This window comes from Burkholderia sp. AU17457 (assembly GCF_002223255.1).
GTDB lineage: Bacteria > Pseudomonadota > Gammaproteobacteria > Burkholderiales > Burkholderiaceae > Burkholderia > Burkholderia sola.
In genome coordinates this window covers 238,681-262,396 of record NZ_NKFB01000005.1, presented here as the reverse complement: position 1 = coordinate 262,396, position 23,716 = coordinate 238,681, and the positions used below count along the sequence as shown (strand labels likewise).

The following is a 23,716-nucleotide window of genomic DNA, read 5'->3' as shown; positions in this document are numbered from 1 at the left end:
ATTAGCAGGTGCGAAGGGCCGCGAGCAGCCCGTCTACCGTTTGAAACCGGACTTCGAGTTCGGCAAGCAGGATGCTTTGCATCTCGTCGCGAAACGTATCGAGCCATGCGCCGGGCACGATCGCCGCGACGGTCGGGGTATCGGCCACCGGGCCTTCATCGGCCGGAGCCGATGCGTCGGCGGCGTCGGGCGCAGCGGCGGCCGCGGCCGCGGCCGCGGCCGCGGCTTCGGCATCGGCCAGCGCCTGCCGCTCCGCGTCGCGCAGCCGCGCGAAGCGCGTGCCGAGCAGCGCGGGCACGGCCGACAGCAGGCTGCGCTCGCGCGCGCCGAGCACGCGCTCCATGATCGTGTCGAGCGTCGCGAGCCGCGCCATCCCGGACGAGCGCGCGGCGAGCGCGACGCGCAGGCGGCCGCGCAACTGGCCGATCGCCGTTTCCATGTCCTGCTGGAGGGTCAGATAATGTTGGCGAAAGTCCGCGAAATCGGCCGTGTCGGCGGCCGGCGGCGGCAGATCGCCGGGCCGGCGCCGCGCCCGCTGCCGGTTGGTGGCCGTGATCGCCTGCGCGAGGTCGTGGCGCACCCGCGCGCAGTCGCGCTCGGCGTCGTAGCCGCGCACGCCGGCCGCGACGCCCGGCGGGCTCGCATTCAGCGCGGACGACAGCGTGATCGCGTCGGTCCAGCCGAGCCACTGGCTCAGCCGGTCGGACAGCGTCTGCCGGGATTCCGCGACGTCGGCATCGGCCAGGCGCGCGAGCAGCCGGACGAGCGTCGGACCGCTCAACGCCGGGCGCGGAGATGCTTGCACCATGCTGCAAACCGTCAAAAAAGGCAGCAGTTTACACGTCGTCGGGCGCTGGACCGCCAGAATCGGGGAAGCGGCGCGGTCCGGCGTGCCGCGCGACAGACGGGAACGCCCGTCACGCAAGGCTCGGCGGGCGGTGGGAGGGGCGGGAAACACGGTCGGCGGCGGCCGGCGAGCGGCCGCGCCATCGGGAAGTCATGCGTCGTGTGTGTGCAGTGCCGACCCGGCATGACCGACGAAAGGGCCGAGCCGCCGCGACGGGTGCGGGCATTCCGCAAGACGCGCCCGACCATGGCCGAACGATGAACCGGTAATCATGGAATTCGGGACGCCGGCGCGCGCTGGGGCGAGCGGCCGGGGCGGTTTCCGCCGCTAACCAGCGACGGCCATGGCCGGCCGCCGCGACGTGCCGATAAAGAAGCGCTCAGATCCCCGCTTTCGGCGCATTCAGGATCAGCCGCAGCCCGAGCAGCGTGATCGCGCCGGCCGCGATGCGGTCGACCCATTTCTTCGCGCGCAAGTAGAGTTCGCGCGGCCGGCGCGTCGAAAAGCACAGTGCGACGAGCGTGTACCAGCCGAATTCGACCGCGAACACGAGCGGCGGCAGCACGAGGTAGCACCACAGCGGCGGATGCTGCGGGAGCAGTGCCGCGAAGATGCTGCCGTACCAGATCGCCGTCTTCGGGTTGCTGAGCTGGGTCGTGAGGCCGGTCCAGAACGACTTGCGCGCGCTGCCGCCGGCCATCGCCTGCAGATCGTCCATCGCGATCGGCCGGTCGGCGCCGCGCCAGATCTTCGACGCCATGTAGATCAGGTACACGCCGCCCGCGACCTTGAGGCCCACATACAGCCATTCGACAGCCTGCAGCAGCGTGTAGAGCCCGGCCAGCGCGACGCCGCCGAACACGATGCCGCCGATCCCCATGCCGAGCGCGGTGGCGAGCCCGTCGCGGCGCGACAGCCCGATCGAATTGCGGGCCACCAGCACGAAGCTCGGCCCCGGAATCATCGCGCCGAGAAACAGCGCAGCCAAGATGGCAAGTACGGCAGCCGATGCGGTCATCGAAGTCTCCTTGATCAGCGACGCCGCTGCGCCGGCGCCTGCGTGTCGTTTCCGACGGTCGGAGCGCCGATTCTGGCACGCTTCGCGCATGGCCGAAAGCGGCCGTGCGCTGCTATGCTGGCCCTCTTTCCCGTCATTCCGCGCCGCCCCATGATCGAGATCCGCGCCGCCCGCCATCCCGACGCTGCCGCCGCCGTCGCAGCGATCTTTCGCGAGTACGTCGCGGGCCCGACCGTCAGCGTCGAACTCCAGGACTATGCGCTCCGAAATCCGGCGTCTGGCGCCGAATTTCCCGGGCGCGATCTGTAACGCCGCGCGGCTGATCGTCATTCATCTTTTCGACCGGACCGCCCGCCATGCGCGCTCTTCGCCTTTCCATCCTGCTGCTCCCGCTGCTCGCGGCCCTCTCGTTCGGTGTCCGCGCCGACACCCTGCCGAAGTCGATCGCCGCGCAACTGCCACCCGGCTACCAGCCGCTGCTCGCGCAAGCCGGCCCCGATCTCGACAACGGACGGCACAGCTTTCTCGTCGTCGTGCATCGCGCGGTCGACACGCGCGATCAGCCGTCGCCGCGCCCGCTGCTGATCTACGAGGAGCAGGCCGACCGCACCTACCGGCTCGCCGCCCGCAACGACCAGGTCGTACTGCGCGCGAACGAAGGCGGCCAGTGCGATCCGTTCGATCCTGAAGACGCGGCCGACAACGGCTTGTCGGTGAAGGGCCGCTATTTCACCGTGCAGAACTTCGTCGCGTGCGGGCAGCACTGGACCGACTACATCACGTTCCGCTACGACCCGCGCACGCGCGGCTGGCTCTTTTCGAACCGGATCGTCACCGAATCGTTTCCGCTCGACGACAAGCCCGACCACGTCACCGTCACGCGGGCCGACGCGCACCGGCCGGTGTCGTTCGGGCAGTGGAAACGCAACGACTAGCCGCCCGGTACGCATCCACGCCCGCGGCGGTGCCGGTTTTCAACGCGACGCGCGATCCGTCCGCCGCTCGCGGCGTCCGGCCAACAGGTCTACCATAGGCGCTCGTCGCCCGCGCGACCGCCGGCACGGCATGCGGCTTGCGCCTGCCCCTTTCCTCGTTGCCCCGCACAGGAGGACGTCATGACGCAACACTTCGATGCGATCGTCATCGGCACCGGCCAGGCCGGGCCGCCGCTCGCCGCGCGGCTCGCCGGCGCCGGCATGAAAGTCGCGATCGTCGAGCGCGGCCGCTTCGGCGGCACCTGCGTGAACACCGGCTGCATCCCGACCAAGACGCTGATCGCGAGCGCGTACGCCGCGCAGCTTGCACGACGCGCCGGCGAATACGGCGTGTCGGTCGGCGGCCCCGTCACCGTCGACATGAAAGCGGTGAAGGCGCGCAAGGACCAGATCTCGGGCCGCTCGAACCACGGCGTCGAGCAATGGGTGCGCGGCCTCGACAACACGACCGTCTTTCAGGGTCATGCCCGCTTCGAACGCGCGAACGCGGTGCGCGTGGGCGATGACGTGCTCGAAGCCGAACGCATCTTCATCAACGTCGGCGGACGCGCGCAGGTGCCCGCGATGCCCGGCCTCGACTCGGTGCCGTACCTGACCAACTCGACGATGATGGACGTCGACTTCCTGCCCGACCATCTCGTGATCGTCGGCGGCAGCTACGTCGGGCTCGAATTCGGCCAGATGTACCGCCGCTTCGGCTCGAAGGTCACGATCGTAGAGAAAGGCACACGCCTGATTCGCCGCGAGGACGAAGACGTGTCGCAGGCCGTGCGCGAGATCCTCGAAAAGGAAGGGATCGACGTGCAGCTCGACGCGAACTGCCTGAGCGCGCGCCGCGACGGCGACGGCATCGTCGTCGGCCTCGACTGCGCGGGCGGCGGCCGCGAGGTCGCGGGCTCGCACCTGCTGCTCGCGGTCGGGCGCGTGCCGAACACCGACGATCTGGGGCTCGACCGCGCGGGCATCGACACCGACGCGCGCGGCTACATCACCGTCGACGAGCAGTTGCGCACGAACGTGCCCGGCGTCTGGGCGCTCGGCGACTGCAACGGGCGCGGCGCGTTCACGCACACCGCGTACAACGACTACGAGATCGTCGCGGCGAACCTGCTCGACGACGATCTGCGCAAGGTGTCCGACCGCATCACGGCCTATGCGATGTACATCGATCCGCCGCTCGGCCGCGTCGGCATGACGCTCGCGGAAGCGAAGCAGACGGGCCGCCGGCTGCTGGTCGGCACGCGCCCGATGACGCGCGTCGGCCGGGCGGTCGAGAAAGGCGAGAGCCAGGGCTTCATGAAGGTGATCGTCGACGCGGACAACCATGCGATCCTCGGCGCGTCGATCCTCGGCGTGACCGGCGACGAAGTGGTGCACGGGATCCTCGACGTGATGGCCGCCGGCGCGCCGTACACGACGATCAGCCGCGCGATGCATATCCACCCGACCGTGTCGGAGCTGCTGCCGACGCTGCTGCAGGACCTGCATCCGGTCGAGTGACGCACGGCAGGCGGGCGGCCGCGACGTGGAGAGGTGTTCGCCACGGCGCGCGCCGCCCGTCAGCTTTCGAAATACCGCGGCCGGTCGATATCGGCCAGCAGCCGCGGCTGCGTCGGCGCCCAGCCGAGCGATGCCCGCGTGCGCTCGCTGGTTGCGGGCGCATCCATCCCCGCAAATATCGCGAACCAGCCGAAGTGCTCGCCGGCCTCCGCCGCCGACTTCGCGACGACCGGCACGTTCAGCCGCCGGCCGATCACCTCGGCGATCTCGCGGAACGGCACGCCCGTATCGTCGACTGCGTGATAGCGCGCGCCGGCCGCGCCGCGTTCGATCGCGAGCCGGTATACGCGCGCCGCGTCGAGCCGGTGCACGGCCGGCCAGCGGTTCGCGCCGTCGCCGACGAACGCCGATGCGCCCTTCTCCCTCGCGAACGCAATCAGGCGCGGCACGAAGCCGTGATCGCCGTCGCCGTGCACGGACGGCGGCAGGCGCACGACCGACGCATGCACGCCGCGCGCCTCGAGCGCGACCGCGGTCGCTTCCGATGCGCGCGGATAGTGCGCCGACACCGGCACGTGCGGATCGTCCTCCGTCGCCGCGCGACCGGGCGCGACGAGCGCAAGGCCGGACGTGACGACGAGCGGCCGCGCCGAGCCGGCGAGTACCGCGCCGATCGTCTCGATCGCGCGGCGGTCGAGTTCGCAGTTCTGCGCGAAGCGCGAGAAATCGTGATTGAATCCCGTGTGGATCACCGCGTCGGCGGCGTCGGCGCCGCGCGTCAGGCTGTCGAGATCCTCCAGCGACCCGCGATGGACGTCGGCCCCGACCGCGGCGACCGCCGCCGCGGCCGCATCGGACCGCGCGAGCCCGAGCACCGAGTGCCCGGCGGCCACGAGTTCGGCGACGACGGCCGAGCCGACGAATCCCGACGCTCCCGTAACAAAGACACGCATGTTCAGCACCTCCGGATGAAATGGAGGCTTACTATCTGTCGATGGCCGCTCGCGGTGAAGTCGTGACGGTTTACTAGTAAACGAACTAACAGGATATGGCTGACGCTCCCGACAATCTGCTCGGCGCGTACCTGCGGGACCGCCGCGAGAAACTCGACCCGGCCGCGCTCGGGCTGCCGGCCACGCGCCGCCGCACGCCGGGCCTGCGGCGCGAGGAAGTCGCGCAGCGCGCGCACGTGAGCGCGGCGTGGTACACGTGGCTCGAACAGGGCCGCGGCGGCGCACCGTCGGCCGACGTGCTCGACCGGCTCGCCCGCGCGCTGATGCTCAACGACGCCGAACGCGAGCACCTGTTCCTGCTCGGCGTCGGCCATCCGCCCGAAGTGCGTTATCACGCGCCGGCCAGCGTGACGCCGCGCCTGCAGCACGTGCTCGATTCGCTCGACGCGAGCCCCGCGATCATCCGCACCGCGACGTGGGACGTCGCCGCGTGGAACGACGCGGCGGCCGCGACGCTCACCGACTATGCGACGCTGCCGCCGGCCGCGCGCAACATCCTGCGGCTGATCTTCGTCGACGCGGGCGTGCGCCATGCACAGCCGAACTGGGAGCGCGTCGCGCGGTTCGCGGTCGGCGCGTTTCGTGCGGACGTCGCGCGCAGCGGCGCGACCCGGAGCGTGCAGGCGTTCGTCGACGAAATGCGCGCGACCAGCGCCGAATTCGACACGATGTGGCGCGACCACGATATCCGTACGCACGACGAAGGCACGAAGGAGATTCGCCATCCGCAAGCCGGCCGGATCGCGCTTGAATACTCGGCATTCTCGGTCGCCGGCAGCCCCGACCTGAGCCTCGTGATCTTCACGCCGGTCACGCCGGCCGACCGCGCGCGGATCCGGGAACTCGTCGCGGCCCGCGAACAGGCCCGCGCGGCGCAGGCGCCGGCTGTGTAACCGCGCACGGCTTTCTCGCGCGCCTGATTCAGAGCGGCACGTATCAGCGGATCAGGCAGGAATCCTTCCGATTCGATATCGCCCCCTGACGAACGTGCGCGGAAAACGCAAAGGGGCGTCGCGCACGAATGCGCGACGCCCCTGGTTCGCTCACGGAAAGTGCCGACTATGCCGCGCGCTGCAGCAAATCCGTGGCGAAAGACTTCGCATGCGCGACGGCTTCCTGCGCGTCGCCGAATACGCCGAGCTGATCCCAGTGCTCTTCGGCCGCGTAGGTGCCTTTCACGGCGAGCGCCCGCTGGACGCTCAACTGCGCCGCGTATCGGCCGTCATCCAGCGGCCGGGCCGTCGCGACGACCTTGTGCGGCGGGCTGGCCCGCTCCGGCTGAACCAGCTCGACAGGGCCGCTGACCGTGCCGACATTCATCAACTCGTTTCGGGTGTTGCAGTCCGGGCAGTAGAAGCACCAGCCCGCACCCTCCTGATGGTGCCTGACCTGCCCGCGAGCCAGCACGGCACGACATTCGACGTTTTCGCAGATGAACGGCATCGCAGTCTCCGGAGTTGTTTGACGGAAATCCTAGCATGTCCGACGGCGGTCAACCATCGGCATCCGCATGATTGCCGCACCGGAGGTTTCGGTTGGTTACGTGCGCGGCAGGGTAAGCGTCTCCGCGTTTCGCTGCGCTGCAAAATCGGCGCTTTCCCGCCGGATCGCGCCGACGCGTCTGCTCGACATCGCCCGCGATAAACTGTCGGCCCGACACCGAACCGAGAGAAGCTCAATGTTGATCCGCGTTGCGACCCTGGCCGATGCCGTCCCGCTTGCCGAATTGAAGCGCGATACGTTTCGCGAAACCTTTCTGCAGGACGGATTCGGCATCGACTACCCACCGGACGATCTGGCCGAGTACGAAGCCCGCACCTACTCGGTGGCAGCGATCACGAAGCAGCTCGGCGACCCGCAGTGCCGCACGTGGGTCGCGGAAGGCGACGGCGGCACGCTGGTCGGGTATGCGCACGCGGGGCCGTGCAAGCTGCCGCACCCGGAAGTGGCGGACGGCTCGGGCGAGATCCATCAGATCTACCTGCGACGCGGCACGCAGGGAACCGGCGCCGGACGCGCGTTGTTCGACACCGCGCTCGCGTATCTCGCCGCGACGCGCCCCGGCCCGGTATGGCTGGGCGTGTGGTCGGGCAATGCGAAAGCCATCGCGTTCTACGAGAAGGCGGGTTTCAAACGTGTCGGTACGTACGATTTCAAGGTCGGCGAATCGACCGATCTGGAGTTCATCTACCGTCGCTGATCGTCGCTTCCTGTCGACACCGCATCGGTGCGACACCCACGAATACAGTTGATCGACGACGGCGTAAACGACGTTTTTCCCTCGTTTCGAGTCAAACGACACAATTCGACGGTCCCCCGGTAAAATCCGCCATTCCGGGGTTATCGATCAATCGCTTCGTCATGCATCGAATTGGATTCTTCGTTTGCCGCGGCTACGATGCGCTCGATCTCGGGGGACCATTGTCGGCCTTCAATCAAGTCGCCACGGCCGCCGGCCACACACCTTACGATCTTCACGTCGTCTCGCCATCCGGCGGCCCGATTCCCGGCAATACCGGCCTTTCGATCGACACGAAGCCGATCGGAAGGCGTGCGTTCGACACCGTCGTGTTCGTCGGCGGCAATATCGCGCCGATGCAGACATCGGACAATATCGCCGCCGCGAGCAAACTGGCCGCCAAGGCGTCGCGCGTCGCAAGCGTGTGTACGGGCGCATTTTTGCTGGCTGAAACCGGCGCGCTCGACGGTTTGAGAGCGGCAACGCACTGGCGCTACGCCGCGCAGTTGCAGTCGCGCTTCCCTCGCACGCGGGTCGACGGCGACAGTATCTATGTCGTCGATGGCCGCGTCTGGACATCGGCGGGCATCGCGTCCGGCATCGATCTCGCGCTCGGCATGATCGAACGAGACATGAGCACGGAGATTGCGCGCGAGGTCTCGCGGCTGCTGGTGGTTCCGTATCGGCGGCCCGGCGGGCAGTCGCAGTTCTCCGCGATGTCGCAGATGGAGCCGGAATCGGATCGCATCCGCATCGCGCTGAACTTCGCGCGGGAACATCTGGCCGAGACGTTGCCGGTCGAGCGGCTCGCCGACGCGGCAAGCCTGAGTGTGCGGCAGTTCGGGCGCGCCTTTCGCCGGGAAACCGGTGAAACGCCCGCGAGGGCCGTCGAGCGCCTGCGCGTCGAAGCCGCGAGGCTGCGCCTGCAGGGCGGCAGCGAACCGATCGAGCAGATTGCGCTGGCGGTCGGCTTCACCGATCCGGAACGGATGCGCCGCGCCTTCATCAAGCTGCTCGGGCATCCGCCGCAAGCGATTCGACGCGAAAGCAGATCGAACGCAGCGCGCTGACCGACCGCCGGCCGATCAGCGCGCTGCCGGGTCGACGTCTCGCCAACGGGCGATTGGCGCGCGGCTACGCCACGCGCCATTTCGCCGGACGTCGATAATCGTCGTCAATCCTTGACGCTCGGGTAGGCGTTCCACATGTCGCGATGCAGCTTCCACGTGCCGCCCTGCTTCAGGAAGACGAGCGTCTGCTTCGCGCGGACCTTGAGCTTGCCGTCACCGTCGCGAACCTCCGCATCCGATACCTCCGTCACGACCCGGTCATCACCGTAGAACTCGTAGTTGCCGAACGATACGGTGCCGGGCTTCGATCCCGCATACCCGTTGGTGAAGTAGTCGGTGATCGCGCGGCGGCCGATGACCTTGTCGCCTCCCGGCGGCAGGAGCGCGCCGTCGTCGGTATAGAGGCGACCTATCGCGTCGTAGTCGCCTCGCGCGAATGCATCCGCCCATCGCGCGTTTTCGGCCTTGATGGCCGCTTCCGGCAGGCGTTGCGCACCGCCGGCGACAGCCGGCGCCGTGAATGCAAAAAAGGACACGCACGCTGCGAGCGCAGCCGTACAAAGATGAATCTGTCGCATCGAATGAATTCCGAATCGGGTTTGAATTGAAGAGGCGGCGACGCTGCACGCGTCGCCGGCAAGCGCGTCAGCGGACGCCGGGAACGCGTGCGAGTCCCTTCGATGCGCCGGGCAGCTTCTTGTCGACCATCGCGACGAGTTCGGGCCGTGCATCTCGCGGATGACCGGAGTGGAACGGCGGGTCGGGATCGTATTCGACGACGAGTTGCGTGTATTCGGCAGCCTGCCGGCCGCGCAGCTTCGCCGCCACGCGCAGCGCGAAGTCGATGCCTGCCGTCACCCCGCCGCCGCTCATGAAGCGGCCGTCGTCGTCTTCGACGAAGCGATCGGGAACGGGAATCGCGCCGTATTCGGCCAGCTTGTTGACGAACGCCCAATGGCACGCGCTGCGCTTGCCGTTGAGCACGCCCGTCGCGGCGAGCACGAGCGAGCCGTTGCACACCGACGTCACGTGTTTCGCGCTTTCCGCCAGACGCCGGATCTGCGCCTGATACGCCGGTCGCATCGGCGCCGACAAATCGGAGCCGCCGGGCACGAGGATCACGTCCGTCTTGTCGATGTCGGCCAGCCGTTCGGTCTTGCCATACACGACGCCGAATTCGAGCGTCACGTTGCCGCCATCGAGGCTTGCGTAGCGAACGTTCGTATTCGGCAGCCGGTGGAAAATCTCGCTGGGGCCCGCGAAGTCGAGCAGCGTGCCGCCGTCGTAATTGACGATCAGGATGTCGAGCGGCGCGTTCGGCGCGAGCAGCCCGGCGCTGCCCGCCTGCGCCGGCGCAGGCGTGGCGTGCGCGAGCAACGCGCCGCCGCCCAATACGGCGCCGAGCGTGGCGGCGCTGCCGAACTTCAGGACATCGCGGCGCGACCGGCCTGCCCGCGTGAGTTGCGTGGCAGAGGCATGGTTATCGCTACTGTCGGTCAAGATGATTGCTCCTTGCACTTCGGCCCATGGGCGAGCGCAACCCCGCCGGGCCGGATCGAATAACCGCCACCGCGAACGGCGTGGCGGACGTGAAATCGGAATGAGGATGAGCCGAGACGGCGTGCCGGGCTCGGGAAGCGTGACGCGCCGGCTTAAAGCTGCGACGCACCGCCGTCGACGACCAGCTCGGTGCCGATGACGTACGAGGATTCGTCGCTGGCCAGATAAAGCGCCGCGTACGCGATATCGTCGGCCGTGCCCATGCGGCCCGCCGGATTCGCTTCCGCGAATTCGGCCTTGCGGTCGCGCACCCATTCGTCGGGCTTGCCCCACCTGGAAAGCAGCGGCGTATCGATCGGGCCGGGCGCGATTGCGTTGAAACGGATTTTCCGGTCGAGAAATTCATACGACCAGCTGCGGGCCAGCGATCGCACGGCGGCCTTCGCCGCCGCGGTCAACGAGATGCCATGCTTGCCCGTCTGATCGACGAACGAGGTATTGAGGATCACCGACGAACCTTCGCGCAAGTACGGCAGCGCTGCCTGAAGCGTGAACACCACGCCCTTGACGTTGACGTCCATGATGTCGTTGTAGAGCGTGTCGTCGATGTCGTCGACGGCGGACGGGAAAGCCCAGCCCGCGTTGGCGAACACGACGTCCAGGCCGCCGAACGTCTCGTCGACCTCGGCGGCAATCGCGCGCATGTCGTCGAGTGATCGTACGTCGCCCTTGAGCACGATCGCATGCGCGCCGAGCTCCGCCTTCACGCGCTCGAATACGGCTTCGTCGCGCCCCGTCACCGCGACGCGCGCGCCTTGCGCAATGAACAGCTTCGCGGTGGCCAGACCAATACCGCTGGTGCCGCCCGTGATCAACGCCGATTTACCCTTGAGTCGCATCTTCCGTTCCTTTTCATGTGGTGAGTGAGCAGGCCTGATACGCGACACGCGATGGTGGTCGCGTGCTTGTTCCGGCTTGATCGTTCACGTGCAGTATGGAACGGGAGGCAGATGTCTCAAAGGTCGTATAACCCTCGAAAAGCGTCATTCGAGGTGTGCAAGCGGCGCCGCTAAAAAACAAAAGCGCGCAGGACCACTGGACCCTGCGCGCCTTGACCGGACGGGAATGGCTTGCGCACGCGAACCAATGAAACGGCAGCGCGCGACGCGGCTACACGGTTTTCCCCGATAACCCGTGCATCGGCCGCCGCAACGCGGCGTCGAACGGATTGGTGCGCGGCCCGATCGCATCAGCCTGCCGCCGCAGCAGTTCGACGACCATCGGCATCCGGTCGTCGCCGAGCCGCGACGCGAGCGTGCCGACGCTCAGCGCGCCGACCGGATAACCGGTGCGATCGAGGATCGGCACCGCCACGCCGGCCATCCCGTCGAGCACGCCGCTGTTGCGGCCCGCGTAGCCGAGCTGCCGCACGCGTTCGATCTCGGTGCGCAGATACACCTCGTCGAGCACGCCGTAGCCGCGGATGCGCGGCACGTTGAAACGGATCACTTCCTCGCGTTCGGCCTCGGGCAGGAACGCGAGGATCGCGAGGCTGCCCTGCCCGACGCCGAGCGCGATGCGCCCGCCGATGTCGCCGGTAAACGAGCGGATCGGAAACGGCCCTTCGCACAGGTCGAGACATACGGCGTCGAAGCCGCTCTTCACGAGCAGGAAGATGGTTTCGCCGAGGCTCGCGCACAGCCGCAGCAGCGCGGGCCGGCACAGCGTGCGCATGCTGCTCGGGTTGCCGGCCAGCGCGGCGAGCGCGAAGAAGTCGACGCTCAGCCGGTACAGCTTCGACTGCTCGTCCTGTTCGACCATTCCTTCGGCGATCAGCGATTGCAGGATCCGGTGCGCGGTGCCCTGCGTGAGGCCGACGGCTTTCGCCAGATGCGTGACGCGCACGCCGTCCTGCTGCATGCCGGCCAGCGCGCGCAGGATCGCGAACGCACGCTGCAGCATGCCGGTGCCCGGCGCACCGGCCGCATCGGCCGGGTCGACGGCGTCCTCGTCCGGGCGCGGCGTCCGTGCGGCCGGCGACGTTCCGGTCGAATGGGGTTCCTGCATGCCGGCTCTCCTCGACGATTTCATTGAACGGAATACGATAGACCGATTGTCGTCCGGCCGAAAATCCGCGGGCATCCGGGTGTGCACGGGATTGACGCGCGCGTTTCACCGGTCGGCCGCCCTTCATCCACCGGAACGATTCGCGGGCGATTTTCACGTTCATTCCATTGAATGGAATTTTTCAGAAATTCATCCCGTTCAGCAGAATTCGAAATTGACGCTCCGAAATATGGCTGGCTAGAGTCCGCGTCATCGGCGCACCGGCCATGCGGTGTGCGAACCCGGAGCTCCCCATGTCGTTTCTCACGCTTACGGATCTGACGAAAACGTTCGGCGAGCTCACCGCCGTCGCGGACGTCAACCTGTCGGTCGAGCAAGGTGAATTCGTGTCGCTGCTCGGGCCGTCCGGCTGCGGCAAGACCACCACGCTGCAGATGATCGCCGGCTTCGTCGACGTCACGCGCGGGCGCATCGCGCTCGACGGGCAGGACATCACGCACCTGAAGCCGAACCGCCGCGGGCTCGGTATCGTGTTCCAGAGCTATGCGCTGTTTCCGCACATGAGCGTCGCGGAGAACGTCGGCTTCGGCCTCGACATGCGCGGCGTCGACAAGGCCGAGCGCGCGGAGCGCATCCGCGCGGCGCTGGCGCTCGTGCGGCTCGACGCGCTCGCGCACCGCTTTCCGCGCGAACTGTCGGGCGGCCAGCGGCAGCGCGTGGCGATCGCGCGCGCGGTCGTGATCGAGCCGCCGGTGCTGCTGCTCGACGAACCGATGTCGAACCTCGACGCGAAACTGCGCGAGGACATGCAGTTCGAGCTGCGCGCAATCCAGCGCAAGATCGGCACGACGACGATCATGGTCACGCACGATCAGTCGGAAGCGCTGTCGATCAGCGACCGCGTGGTCGTGATGGAAGCCGGCCGCATCACGCAGACCGATACGCCGTACCGCGCGTACGAGCGCCCGGAGAATCATTTCGTGTCGCAGTTCATCGGCAAGGCGAACCTGCTGCCCGGCACCATCGTCGCGCACGACGGCCACGCGATCCGCATCGACCTCGGGCACGATCTCGCCGAGACCGGCCGCACCGCGCACCTGCCGCCGCGCGAGCGCGACATGCGCGTCGGCGATGCGGTGTCGGTCTGCATCCGCCCCGAGAAGCTGCGACTGTGCGCGCCCGACGCCGGCCGCTTCGCCGCGACCGTCACGAGCCGTTTCTTCCTCGGCAGCCAGTGGCTGTACCGCGTCGACAGCGCGCTCGGCGAAGTGCTCGTGTGCTGCCAGAACGAAGGCGCGGAGCCGCTCGCGGAAGGCGCGCCGGTCGGCATCGACTGGCACAGCGACGCCGTGCGCGTGATGCGCCGGGAGGCCTGAATGGGACAGCCCTCCCGCCCGCTCTCGACCGACGGCGCGCCGGCCGGGCTCGCGGCCGCCCCGGCAGCCGCCGACGCAATGTCGCCGCGCGCCGTCGGCGGCCACGCGCCGCGCGCGAGCTGGCGCGCCCACGCGCCGCTGTGGCTGATGTGCACGCCCGCCTTCGCGCTGTTCGCCGCGCTCGTGCTCGTGCCGCTCGCGATGACGTTCGTGCTGACGTTCTACCGCTTCGACCCGGCCACCGGCCCGATCGCCGCGTTCCAGTTCGGCAACTACGCGGAAGTGCTCGGCTCGTCGTACTTCCACACGATCTTCGCGCGCACGTTCGGCATCGCCGCGCTGACGACCGCGATCTGCGTCGCGATCGGCACGCCGGAGGCGTACGTGCTGTCGAAGATGCGCGACCCGTGGCGTTCGCTGTTCCTGCTCGCGATTCTCGCGCCGCTGCTCGTGTCGGTGGTCGTGCGCGCGTTCGGCTGGAGCATGCTGCTGAACACCAGCGGCCTCGTGAACCAGGCGCTCGCGCTCGTCGGCCTCGGGCCGTACAAGCTCGAATACACGACGTTCGCGATCGTGATCGCGCTGGTGCACGTGATGCTGCCGTTCATGGTGATTCCGGTGTGGACCGCGCTGCAGCGGCTCGATCCGCAGACCGAACACGCGGCGCTGTCGCTCGGCGCGTCGCCGTTCACGACGCTGCGCCGCATCGTCGTGCCGCAACTGATGCCGGGCGTGCTGTCGGGCAGCCTGATGGTGTTCGGGCTGTCGGCGAGCGCGTTCGCGATTCCGGGCCTGCTCGGCGGCCGTCGGCTGAAGGTCGCGGCCACGGCCGTCTACGACGAATTCCTCGGCTCGCTGAACTGGCCGCTCGGCGCGACGATCGCGGTGATGCTGCTCGCCGCGAACCTCGTCGTGATGCTCACCTACTACCGCGTGCTCGAACGCCGCTACGCGCGCAGCCTCGGAGGCGCATCGCGATGAGAAAGAACGGCCCCTTCGCCCTTGCCTTCCACACGCTCGTGATCCTGTTCGTGCTCGCGCCGCTCGCGATCGTCGTGCTGGTCGCGTTTACGCCCGACGAAACGCTGACGCTGCCGACCCGCGGCGTGTCGCTGCGCTGGTTCCGCGCGATCCTCGACTATCCCGACTTCGTCACCGCGTTCGTCAACAGCGTGAAGCTCGCGTTCGCGTCGGCGACGCTGTCGCTCGCGATCGCGTTGCCGGCCGGCCTCGCGATCGGCCGCGCGACGTTTCCCGGCCGCGCGTTCCTGAACGGGCTGCTGCTGTCGCCGCTCGTGATCCCCGGCCTCGTGCTCGGCATCGCGCTGCTGCGCTTCTTCGCGCTGATCGGCGCGACCGGCTCGTTCGCGTGGCTGGTGCTCGCGCACATGATCGTCATCACGCCGTTCGTGATGCGGCTCGTGCTCGCGTCCGTCGCGGGCCTCGACCGCAGCATCGAGCAGGCCGCGTGTTCGCTCGGCGCGGACCCGTGGACAACCTTCCGCCGCATCACGCTGCCGATGATCGTGCCCGGCATCACCGGCGGCTGGCTGCTCGCGTTCATCAACAGCTTCGACGAGCTGACGATGTCGATCTTCGTCACGTCGCCGCAGACGGTCACGCTGCCCGTGCGCATGTACATGTACGCGACCGAATCGATCGACCCGATGATGGCGTCGGTGTCGGCGCTCGTCATCTTCATCACCGCCGGCGCGATGCTGCTGCTCGATCGCGTGTACGGCCTGAACCGCATCCTGATCGGCCAACATTGATGACGACTCCCGTTCCCCGTTCCACCGGCATCGCGGACGACGGCGCGCAGTTCGTGCGCATTGCCGAACGCGAGCGCGCCGCCGTCACGTTCACGCTCGACGGCCGCCCCGCGCACGCGCTTGCCGGCGACACCGTGCTCACCGCGATCCTCGTCGCGCAGCGTCGCGTGCGCGTCAGCGAATTCAGCGGGCAGCCGCGCGCGGGGTTCTGCCTGATCGGCGCGTGCCAGGACTGCTGGGTGCGCACCGAAGCCGGCGCGCGCGTGCGCGCGTGCTCGACGCCGATCGCCGAAGGCATGCGGATTCTCACGACCGCCCGACCGGCCGCGACCGGAGACGCATCGTGAGCGCCGCACTGCAACCGGTGATCGTCGGCGCAGGACCGGCCGGCGTGCGCGCGGCCGAGGCGCTGGTCGACGCCGGGCTGCGCCCGGTCGTGATCGACGAGAACGCGCGCTGGGGCGGACAGATCTATCGTCAACCGCCGGCCGACGCCGCGTTCGTGCGCGGCAAGCGCACGCTGTACGGCCTCGAGGCCGCGAAGGCCGACGCGGTGCACCGGACGATGGCCGCGCTGCTGCCGCACGTCGACTATCGGCCGAACACGCTTGCGTGGTCATGCGGCGCGGGCCGCGTCGACACGCTGCAGGACGGCCGCGAAGTGACGGTGCCGTACTCGCACCTGATCGTCGCGAGCGGCGCGACCGATCGCATGCTGCCCGTGCCGGGCTGGACGCTCGCGGGCGTCTATACGCTCGGCGGCGCGCAGGTCGCGCTGAAGGCGCAGGGCTGCGCGATCGGCCGACGCATCGTGTTCGCGGGCACCGGGCCGCTGCTTTACCTCGTCGCTTACCAGTATGCGAAGGCCGGCGCACACGTCGCGGCCGTCCTCGACACGAGCCCGCTGCGCCGCCAGGCCGCCGCCGCGCCCGCGCTGCTGCGCATGCCGTCGATCTTCGCGAAAGGGCTCTACTACAACGGCTGGCTGCGCGCGCATGGCGTCGCGATCGAAACGGGCGTCACGCTCGAGCGCGTGCTCGGCGACCAGCACGTGACGGGGCTCGCATGGCGCACCGCCGGCAACGACGCACAGCCCGCGTCGCCGCGCCTGCTCGATTGCGATGCGCTCGGCCTCGGCTTCGGCCTGCGCGCCGAAACGCAGCTCGCCGATCTCGCCGGCTGCCGGTTCGAATTCGACCCGCTCAATCGCGCGTGGCTGCCCGAACGCGACGCGGCCGGTCGCACGTCGGTACGTGGCATCTACGTCGCCGGCGACGGCGCGGGCATCGCGGGCGCGGACTCGGCCGAAGCGTCGGGCCGGCGTGCGGCGCTCGCGCTGCTCGACGATGCCGGCGTCGCATCGCGCTCGCCGTCCGGCCAGCCCGACGCGGCGGCGCTCGAGCGCACGCTCGCCCGCATCGGCGCATTCCGCGCGGGCCTCGAGGCGGCGTTCACGCCGCCGGCCGAACAGGTTGCCCGCTGCCCCGACGACACGATCGTGTGCCGCTGCGAGGAGATCGATGCGGGCACGCTGCGCCGCTGCGTGCGCGAAGGCGCGGCGACCGAATTGAACCGGCTGAAGGCGCTAACCCGCGTCGGCATGGGCCGCTGCCAGGGCCGCATGTGCGGCGACGCGGCCGCGCTCGTGCTGGCCGTCGAAACCGGCCGGCCGCTCGCCGACGTCGGGCGGTTGCGCGCGCAACCACCCGTGAAGCCGTTTCCGATCTCGGCGGCGCTGGCAGGCGACGACGTCGCGGCGATTCCCGACGAGGCGCGCGATGAGTGAGATCCGGCATTACGACGTCGCGATCGTCGGCGGCGGCCTCGTCGGCGCGTCGGCCGCGCTTGCGCTCACGCGGCGCGGGCTGCGCGTCGGGCTGTTCGAACGGCGCGACTGCGGCGCGCAGGCGAGCGGCGTGAACTACGGCGGCGTGCGCTGTCAGGGCCGCCCGGCCGAGCAATTGCCGCTCGCGCTGCGCGCACGGCGTATCTGGGATCGCCTGCCCGAGTTGATCGGCATCGACGGCGAATTCGTCGTGTCCGGCCACTTGCGGCTCGCACGCAGCGACGCCGATCTCGATGCGCTCGACGCGTACGCCGTGCTCGCCGGCGAACACGGCTTGCCGCTGCAGGTGATGCGCGGCGACGCGTTCCGCCGCCGCTACCCGTGGCTCGGCCGCGCGGCACTCGGCGGCTCGCTGTGCGAGACCGATGGCCATGCGAACCCGCGCGTCGTGTCGCCCGCGTTCGCGCGCGCGGCCCGCGCAGCGGGCGCGGACGTGTTCGAGCACACGCCTGTCGACGCGGTTCATCACGATGGCACGCGCTTTCACTTTCAGGCGGGCAGCCGCGCGCACACCGCGACGTGGCTGATCAATTCGGCCGGCGCATGGGCGAACACGATCGCCGAACGCTTCGGCGAAGCCGTACCGATGGAGCCGATCTACCCGAACATGTGGGTGACCGAGCCGCTGCCGCCATTCATCACGCACAACCTCGGCGTGTATGGCGGCGGCGTGTACGCGCGCCAGGTCGCGCGCGGCAACTGCGTGATCGGCGGCGGCCGAGGCCGTGGCGACGGCGAATTCGGCCAGCCGTCGGTCGATACGACGCGCGCAGTGATGCGCGACGCGTGCGCGCTGTTACCCGCGCTGCGCGACGCACTGCTGATCCGCACGTGGAGCGGCGTCGAAGGCTGCACGCCCGACCACAACCCGATCATCGGCGCGAGCCGCACCACGCCGAATCTGCTGCATGCGTTCGGCTTTTCCGGCGGCGGCTTCCTGCTCGCGCCGGGCGTCGGCGACGTGCTCGCCGATCTCGTCACCACCGGCGAAACCGCCACGCCACTCGATGCATTCTCGATCGGCCGCTTCTTCCCGCAAGCCGCGCCGACCGCCCCTTTCCGTCAAGAGGAGATCCAAAATTGACGTCCCCCTGCGCCTAAAGGCGAAGGATTCCCACAGCTGGCGATGCACGTCCGCATCGGAGAATGATCAGCGCAGCATTGGTATCACGATAATGTGCGACACCACATCTACAGCAAGTTCACTCTCTTATTCGCAGTCCTGCGATACCTTTCAGCCGCGTCGTGCTGTCTTTCGATTCGCACGCCGAGCAAGACTGGGTAGAACCGCTTCCTTCGACTTTCTTGAACGTGGCTCCGTGCGTAATCGCCTTGTAGCAGAGCTTGTCCCGGAAAGACGACCAGAACGCGTCGTAGACGCTTTTCGCCATCCTGGTATTGGCGAGTTTCGTGGCCGACACGAGCCCATTCAAGTCGAATCCGTCGATCACCTCTTGTTCCACTTGAGCGCATGCTTCCGCGTGTCGTTGCAGAGGTTCCAGACGTAGTTCTCTACGCGGCTCGTTCAGCAAACCGTCGAGCGACTTCACCCGGTAGCTGTAGACAAGAACCATACCGGTGATCTTAACCCGTGGAAGAAGCTGCCTGTCAACAGCAATCCTTTCACTCCTCGCCACACCCCCAAAGGAAGTCCCCTTGGGAGAAAGGCCGGGGTTTCCAGGAGTAAATTTTGATGAAACTGCTCGGAACGATCGCGGCGGCCGCCGCACTGTGCGTGGCAGGCGCTAGCGCGCCCGCGTTCGCGCAAACGAAGACGATCTACGTCGGCATGAACGGCGGGCCGATGGAAAAGGCCTATACGAGCCAGGTGCTGCCCGACTTCGAGAAGGCGAACAACGTCAAGGTGGTGATCGTGCCCGGCACGTCGTCGGACGTGCTCGCGAAGCTGCTCGCGAACCGCAACAAGCCGCAGATCCACGTCGCGTTCCTCGACGACGGCGTGATGGCGCGCGCGGTGAGCCTCGGCGTGTGCCAGAAGCTCGACGATTCGCCGGTGCTGAAGGAGCTGTACCCGTTCGCGCGGATGAAGGACGACGTCGGCGCGGGCGTGCAACTCGGAATGACCGGCATCGCGTACAACAGGAAGCTGTTCGCCGAGAAAGGCTGGGCGCCGCCGACGTCGTGGATGGATTTCGCCGATCCGAAATACAAGGGCAAGGTCGTGTTCCAGTCGGCGTCGAGCAGCACGTTCGGGCTACACGGCTTCCTCGCGATCAACCGGCTGCTCGGCGGCAACGAACAGAACGTCGAGCCCGGCTTCGGCAAGTGGGCGAGCACGGTCGGCCCGAACGTCGTCGAGTACATCCCGAACTCGGCGAAGATCTCCGAGATGGTGCAGACCGGCGAGGCCGGCCTGTTCCCGCTGACGCCGACCGGCGTCGGCGACCTGCAGGACAAGGGCATCCCCGTCGCGTACGCGAACCCGAAGGAAGGCCCGGTGCTGCTGCTCGTCGACCTGTGCGTGGTCGCGAACAATCCCGATCCGCAACTCGCGCAAAAGCTCGCGCAGTTCCTGCTGTCCGCGCCCGCGCAGACGAAGGCGGCCGAGGCCGGCAAGCAGATTCCGACCAACCGCCTCGCGAAGATGCCGGCCGCGATGCAGCAGAGCCTCGGTAACGTCGATGATCTGGTACGCAAGGTGACGGTGGTCGACTGGACCGCGATCAACGCGCGTCGCGCGCAGTGGGATACGCGCTGGAACCGGCAGATCGAGCGGTAAGGGGCGCAGGCGCGCGCCGGCACGGAGCCCGCGCACCACGACCATCATTTGCGGGAGTGATGACACTCCCCTTTTTCTGCGGATTTGACCGGGGAGCGGCGGGCCGACAACACTAGCCCGCAGTGCCGCACAAGACGGCACGCGCCCGCCTCCCCCTTCAGAGTCCGCCATGTACCCGACCGACACCGTGCAATCCCCGAGCGCCGCCCGGCCGCTCGCCGACCGGCAACTGCGCCGGATCGTCATCGCCTCCGTCGCCGGCAACGCGATGGAATGGTATGACTTTTTCGTCTACGGCACGGCCGCGGCGCTCGTGTTCGGCCACGTGTTCTTTCCGCCCGGCGCCTCGCCGCTCGCCGGCAGCCTCGCCGCATTCGCGGCGTTCGCGCTCGGCTTCGTCGCGCGGCCGCTCGGCGGGATCGTGTTCGGCCACGTCGGCGATCGCTACGGGCGCAAGGCGTCGCTCGTGTGGACGCTGCTGATCATGGGTGCGTCGACGTTCGCGATCGGCCTGCTGCCGACCTATGCACAGATCGGCCTGTGGGCGCCGGCCGCGCTCGTCGTGCTGCGCCTGCTGCAGGGCATCGCGTCCGGCGGCGAATGGGGCGGTGGCGTGCTGATGATCAGCGAGAACGCGCCGCCCGAGCAGCGCGGCTATTACGCGGCGTGGAGCCAGCTCGGCGTGGGCGGCGGCTTCGTGCTGTCGTCGGCCGCGTTTCTTGCCGCGCAGGCGCTGCCGGACGACATGTTCCGCACGTGGGGCTGGCGGCTGCCGTTCCTCGCAAGCATCGCGATCTTCGCGATCGGCATCTATATCCGCCGCCATCTGCCGGAAAGCCGCGACTTCGAGCAGGCCGGCAAGCGCGGCGCGCACACGCATTTGCCGATCGTCGAGTGCATCCGCCGCCATCCGAAGGAAATCCTGCTGGCGATGGGGCTGCGCGTGGCCGAGAACGGGGGCGCCTACATCTTCCTCGCGTTCTCGCTCGTCTACGGCAAGTACGTCGGGATTCCGAACGGCACGATGCTGACCGGCGTGATGATCGCGATGATCGTCGAGATGGGCGCGATGCTCGCCTGGGGCCGCTTGTCCGACCGGATCGGCCGCAAGCCCGTATACCTGATCGGCGCGCTGAGCCTCGTCGCATGCGCGTTTCCGTTCTTCTGGCTGCTCGACACGCGCGTGACGCCGCTCGTGTGGCTCGCGCTGACGGTCGGCACGGCGGTGAGCCACGGCGCGATGATCGGTACGCTGCCCGCGCTCGTCGGCGAGCTGTTCAGCACCGAGGTACGCTACTCGGGCGTCGCGCTGGGCCATGAAGTCGCGTCGATCTTCGCGGGCGGGATGTCGCCGCTGATCGCGACCGCGCTGCTTGCGCGCTATCACGCGTCGTGGCCGGTGTCGCTGTTCCTCATTGCGCTCGGCCTCGTCACGGTCGCGACGCTGTGCGTGATGCGCGAGACGCGCACCACGCCCGCCGACGGTTCGCGCGGCAACGAGGCATGACCACGCGACGCTCAGCGCCCGGCGTCGCGCCGCGCGCTGTCGAACGCCGGCGCCAGCCCGAGATGGTCGAGCAGCCGCGCGAATTCGCCGAGCCGCCGGCGCATGTACGCGGGCACGTCGACCGCCGCATAGTCGTGAAAGCCGGCGCCCGTGCGCACGCCGTCGCGCCCGGCTTCCATGTTGCGCACGACGCTCGCGGCCGGCGCGAAACGCGGGCCGATCTCGCCCGCCAGGTACTGCGACGCGTAGTACAGGATGTCGCAGCCGCCCCAGTCGATGAATTCGAGCAGCCCGAGCACCGCGAAGCGCGGGCCGAAACCGGTGCGGATCGCGATGTCGATGTCCTCGGCGCTGGCCACGCCCTCCTCGACCATCCGCGCGGCCTCGTTCATCGCGAGCGCCTGGATGCGCGGCACGATGTAGCCGGGCGCCGGCCCGCAGATCACCGGCTTCTTGCCGACGCGTTCCAGCAGCGCCGCGAGCGCGTCGACGACGGCCTGATCGGTCGCATCGCCGCGGCTGACCTCGACGAGCGGCATCAGCAGCGCGGGATTCAGCCAGTGTGCGTTCAGCATTCGCGCCGGATGCGCAACGTGGCGCTGCAATTCGGTGACGACGAACGTCGACGTGGTCGACGCGATCGTTGCGTGCGCATCGACGTGTTCGCCGAGCCAGCGCAGCGCGTCGGCTTTTGCATCGAGCACTTCGGGCAGCGCTTCGAACACGATATCGGCATCGCGCACCGCGTCGGCCGCGCCGTCCCGCGCCACCAGTGCGATACGCGCGACGACGGCGTCGGCCTGCGCGGCATCGATGCGACCCAGCGCGACCTGCGCATGCAGCGGCCGCGCGATCTCGTCGCGCGTGCGATCGTCGAACGCGCGACGGCCGGCCGCATCGCGCGGCTTGAAATCGATCAGCGTCACGTCGAGGCCCGCGAACGCGAACACGAGCGCGATGCCCTGCCCCATGCGTCCCGCGCCAAGCACGTGGATGCGCGTCACATCGGCGGCGGCCTTCATGCCGCGTACCCCACGTCGAGCAGCGCGCGCAGCGCGTCCTTCGACAGCGCCGCGAGCCCGAGCCGCTCAAGCGTGCGGCCTTCCGCATACAGGTCGCGCACCGCGACCACGCTCGCGACGCTCAGCAGCCCCTGCGCGACGGGCGTCGGCACGCCGGCCCAGCGCCCGCACGACACGATGAACGACAGCCCGATCCGGGTGTCCTCGAGCATGTAGCGATGCGTGCGCAGATCGATCTTCTCGCGCCAGTCGCCGCTATCGGTCAGCTTGCCGTGCGCGCCGCGCCCGTACATCCATTCGTCGCCGTCGGTCGCGTAGTGATCGGCGAGCGGGAAATGCGGCGCACGGTAGCCGAGCGCTTCGCGCACCGCGATGCGTTCGGCGTCGAGCGCGTTCGTCACGCGGCGGATCGACGGCTGCGTGCCTTCGTTGTGGATGTCCCACGCGTCGAAATGTTCGAGCGGCCCGGCGTTCATCAGGATCAGCGGCGGATGGATCACCGGGCCCGCATTCATCAGCGCGCCGGACAATGCATCCTCGACCGGCTCGACCGACGGATAGCCGGCGCGCAACACGTCGAACGCCCAGCCGGCTGCGTTCGCCGGCCACACGCCGGTCGGCAGGCGCGTCGCGTACGCGCTGATCACGACATCGTTGTCGCGATGCTTGCGCACCAGGTACGGCAGCGTGCCTGTTTCGGCGAACGCAACGCGCGAACGGTTACCGGCGTCGGCCGCCGCGCGGGCGAACACGACGCTGCCGAACGTGCCGGGCGGCAGGAACACGACCTGGCCGTCCTCCAGCAGCGGCGCGACCTGCGCGGCGAGCGCGTCGTGCGACGTGGCCGGCAACGGCACCACGACGAGCCGCGCGCCGTGCAGCGCGGCGGGCAGATCGTCGGTCAGGCGGATCGCGCCCGGCGCATCGCCGAGCGGCACCGCGCGCTTGCCGCGATAGTCGGTGACGTTCAGCACGCCAAGCGCGCGCAGCCGCGCGTGCGGCTCGCGATCGCGCCGCCACCACGTCACGTCGTGGCCTTTTTCGAGCAGGTCGATGGCCGCCGCATGGCAGCCGTGGCCGCCGCCCAGAACACATACCTTCATCGTCTTCTCCTGGTGATCGAGTACGTCCGAGACTACGCGGCCGCCTGCGCCGCGTCGCTTCAAAACACGCAACGACGCGCCCGTTCGCGCAACGCAATCGC

24 protein-coding genes and 1 pseudogene are annotated in these 23,716 nt (G+C 68.7%); 14 read left to right on the top strand and 11 right to left on the bottom strand.

The window, feature by feature from the left end; all coding sequences use genetic code 11:
- Position 1: 1 nt before the first annotated feature.
- Together CFB49_RS18490 and CFB49_RS18485 are read right to left on the bottom strand one after the other, a co-directional pair.
- Positions 2-808 carry a DUF3348 domain-containing protein gene (locus CFB49_RS18490; protein ID WP_089491985.1) on the bottom strand — a complete coding sequence of 269 codons (807 nt, stop codon included), beginning with the start codon at positions 806-808 and terminating at the stop codon, positions 2-4.
- Positions 809-1,226: 418 nt separating this feature from the next.
- Positions 1,227-1,865 (bottom strand): LysE family translocator, encoded by a 639-nt coding sequence (locus CFB49_RS18485; protein ID WP_089492779.1) that lies wholly within the window; start codon positions 1,863-1,865, stop codon positions 1,227-1,229.
- Positions 1,866-1,979: 114 nt separating this feature from the next.
- Here CFB49_RS18485 and CFB49_RS36815 point away from each other — a divergent pair, with 114 nt between their 5' ends.
- From CFB49_RS36815 to CFB49_RS18470, 3 genes are all read left to right on the top strand, one after another.
- Positions 1,980-2,174 (top strand): hypothetical protein, encoded by a 195-nt coding sequence (locus tag CFB49_RS36815; RefSeq protein ID WP_249190397.1) that lies wholly within the window; start codon positions 1,980-1,982, stop codon positions 2,172-2,174.
- 47 nt (positions 2,175-2,221) lie between these two features.
- Positions 2,222-2,800 carry a hypothetical protein gene (locus CFB49_RS18475; protein ID WP_089491984.1) on the top strand — a complete coding sequence of 193 codons (579 nt, stop codon included), beginning with the start codon at positions 2,222-2,224 and terminating at the stop codon, positions 2,798-2,800.
- A 180-nt stretch (positions 2,801-2,980) separates the two neighbouring features.
- On the top strand, positions 2,981-4,360 hold the full coding sequence (locus CFB49_RS18470) for an FAD-containing oxidoreductase (protein WP_089491983.1): 1,380 nt from the start codon (positions 2,981-2,983) through the stop codon (positions 4,358-4,360).
- A 59-nt stretch (positions 4,361-4,419) separates the two neighbouring features.
- Here CFB49_RS18470 and CFB49_RS18465 read toward each other — a convergent pair whose 3' ends face one another.
- Complete coding sequence (locus CFB49_RS18465) at positions 4,420-5,313, bottom strand: SDR family oxidoreductase (RefSeq protein WP_089437050.1); 894 nt, start codon at positions 5,311-5,313, stop codon at positions 4,420-4,422.
- Positions 5,314-5,408: 95 nt separating this feature from the next.
- Between CFB49_RS18465 and CFB49_RS18460 the strand changes: the two genes are divergently transcribed.
- Positions 5,409-6,266: a helix-turn-helix transcriptional regulator gene (locus CFB49_RS18460; RefSeq protein ID WP_089436041.1), complete on the top strand. Its 858-nt coding sequence runs from the start codon at positions 5,409-5,411 to the stop codon at positions 6,264-6,266.
- Between the two features lie 166 nt (positions 6,267-6,432).
- On the opposite strand, the gene CFB49_RS18455 is transcribed toward CFB49_RS18460, so the two are convergent.
- A complete protein-coding gene (locus CFB49_RS18455) occupies positions 6,433-6,816 on the bottom strand; it encodes a hypothetical protein (protein WP_089436040.1) in 384 nt (127 codons plus the stop codon).
- 235 nt (positions 6,817-7,051) lie between these two features.
- Here CFB49_RS18455 and CFB49_RS18450 point away from each other — a divergent pair, with 235 nt between their 5' ends.
- Both CFB49_RS18450 and CFB49_RS18445 read left to right on the top strand, forming a co-directional pair.
- Positions 7,052-7,573, top strand: coding sequence for a GNAT family N-acetyltransferase (locus CFB49_RS18450; RefSeq protein WP_069618854.1), 522 nt, complete (start codon positions 7,052-7,054; stop codon positions 7,571-7,573).
- Between the two features lie 161 nt (positions 7,574-7,734).
- Complete coding sequence (locus tag CFB49_RS18445) at positions 7,735-8,682, top strand: GlxA family transcriptional regulator (protein ID WP_089436039.1); 948 nt, start codon at positions 7,735-7,737, stop codon at positions 8,680-8,682.
- A 104-nt stretch (positions 8,683-8,786) separates the two neighbouring features.
- Here CFB49_RS18445 and CFB49_RS18440 read toward each other — a convergent pair whose 3' ends face one another.
- From CFB49_RS18440 to CFB49_RS18425, 4 genes are all read right to left on the bottom strand, one after another.
- The gene (locus tag CFB49_RS18440; protein WP_069618856.1) at positions 8,787-9,260 is read right to left on the bottom strand and encodes a YybH family protein; all 474 of its coding nucleotides are present in this window, start codon (positions 9,258-9,260) and stop codon (positions 8,787-8,789) included.
- A gap of 67 nt (positions 9,261-9,327) precedes the next feature.
- On the bottom strand, positions 9,328-10,182 hold the full coding sequence (locus CFB49_RS18435; protein WP_089491982.1) for a DJ-1/PfpI family protein: 855 nt from the start codon (positions 10,180-10,182) through the stop codon (positions 9,328-9,330).
- Positions 10,183-10,334: 152 nt separating this feature from the next.
- Positions 10,335-11,081 (bottom strand): SDR family oxidoreductase, encoded by a 747-nt coding sequence (locus CFB49_RS18430; protein ID WP_089436037.1) that lies wholly within the window; start codon positions 11,079-11,081, stop codon positions 10,335-10,337.
- Positions 11,082-11,352: 271 nt separating this feature from the next.
- Entirely contained in the window at positions 11,353-12,249 is an 897-nt protein-coding gene (locus CFB49_RS18425; protein WP_069618859.1) for an IclR family transcriptional regulator, read from the bottom strand.
- A 293-nt stretch (positions 12,250-12,542) separates the two neighbouring features.
- Between CFB49_RS18425 and CFB49_RS18415 the strand changes: the two genes are divergently transcribed.
- The 6 genes from CFB49_RS18415 to CFB49_RS18390 are packed head-to-tail and all read left to right on the top strand — an operon-like array spanning position 12,543 to position 18,327.
- Positions 12,543-13,625: an ABC transporter ATP-binding protein gene (locus CFB49_RS18415; protein WP_069618860.1), complete on the top strand. Its 1,083-nt coding sequence runs from the start codon at positions 12,543-12,545 to the stop codon at positions 13,623-13,625.
- Entirely contained in the window at positions 13,626-14,606 is a 981-nt protein-coding gene (locus CFB49_RS18410) for an ABC transporter permease (RefSeq protein WP_089491981.1), read from the top strand.
- On the top strand, positions 14,603-15,397 hold the full coding sequence (locus CFB49_RS18405) for an ABC transporter permease (RefSeq protein WP_089436034.1): 795 nt from the start codon (positions 14,603-14,605) through the stop codon (positions 15,395-15,397). Before CFB49_RS18410 ends, CFB49_RS18405 begins: the two co-directional genes overlap by 4 nt.
- The gene (locus tag CFB49_RS18400) at positions 15,397-15,744 is read left to right on the top strand and encodes a (2Fe-2S)-binding protein (RefSeq protein WP_089491980.1); all 348 of its coding nucleotides are present in this window, start codon (positions 15,397-15,399) and stop codon (positions 15,742-15,744) included. The genes CFB49_RS18405 and CFB49_RS18400 overlap by 1 nt, the downstream gene beginning before the upstream one ends.
- On the top strand, positions 15,741-17,183 hold the full coding sequence (locus tag CFB49_RS18395) for an FAD/NAD(P)-dependent oxidoreductase (RefSeq protein ID WP_089491979.1): 1,443 nt from the start codon (positions 15,741-15,743) through the stop codon (positions 17,181-17,183). Before CFB49_RS18400 ends, CFB49_RS18395 begins: the two co-directional genes overlap by 4 nt.
- On the top strand, positions 17,176-18,327 hold the full coding sequence (locus CFB49_RS18390; protein WP_089491978.1) for an NAD(P)/FAD-dependent oxidoreductase: 1,152 nt from the start codon (positions 17,176-17,178) through the stop codon (positions 18,325-18,327). Before CFB49_RS18395 ends, CFB49_RS18390 begins: the two co-directional genes overlap by 8 nt.
- A 13-nt stretch (positions 18,328-18,340) precedes the next feature.
- Here the strand turns inward: CFB49_RS18390 and CFB49_RS18385 are convergent.
- Positions 18,341-18,670 (bottom strand): annotated as a pseudogene (locus tag CFB49_RS18385) (zinc ribbon domain-containing protein); the annotation flags it as partial.
- 266 nt (positions 18,671-18,936) lie between these two features.
- Here CFB49_RS18385 and CFB49_RS18380 point away from each other — a divergent pair.
- Positions 18,937-19,983, top strand: a complete 1,047-nt coding sequence (locus CFB49_RS18380) for an ABC transporter substrate-binding protein (protein WP_089491977.1) — start codon at positions 18,937-18,939, stop codon at positions 19,981-19,983.
- A 169-nt stretch (positions 19,984-20,152) separates the two neighbouring features.
- Positions 20,153-21,490 (top strand): MFS transporter, encoded by a 1,338-nt coding sequence (locus tag CFB49_RS18375; protein WP_089491976.1) that lies wholly within the window; start codon positions 20,153-20,155, stop codon positions 21,488-21,490.
- 11 nt (positions 21,491-21,501) lie between these two features.
- On the opposite strand, the gene CFB49_RS18370 is transcribed toward CFB49_RS18375, so the two are convergent.
- Positions 21,502-22,512 carry a 3-hydroxybutyryl-CoA dehydrogenase gene (locus CFB49_RS18370; RefSeq protein ID WP_089491975.1) on the bottom strand — a complete coding sequence of 337 codons (1,011 nt, stop codon included), beginning with the start codon at positions 22,510-22,512 and terminating at the stop codon, positions 21,502-21,504.
- Positions 22,509-23,615 carry an NAD/NADP-dependent octopine/nopaline dehydrogenase family protein gene (locus CFB49_RS18365; RefSeq protein ID WP_069618870.1) on the bottom strand — a complete coding sequence of 369 codons (1,107 nt, stop codon included), beginning with the start codon at positions 23,613-23,615 and terminating at the stop codon, positions 22,509-22,511. The genes CFB49_RS18370 and CFB49_RS18365 overlap by 4 nt, the downstream gene beginning before the upstream one ends.
- Positions 23,616-23,716 lie beyond the last annotated feature (101 nt).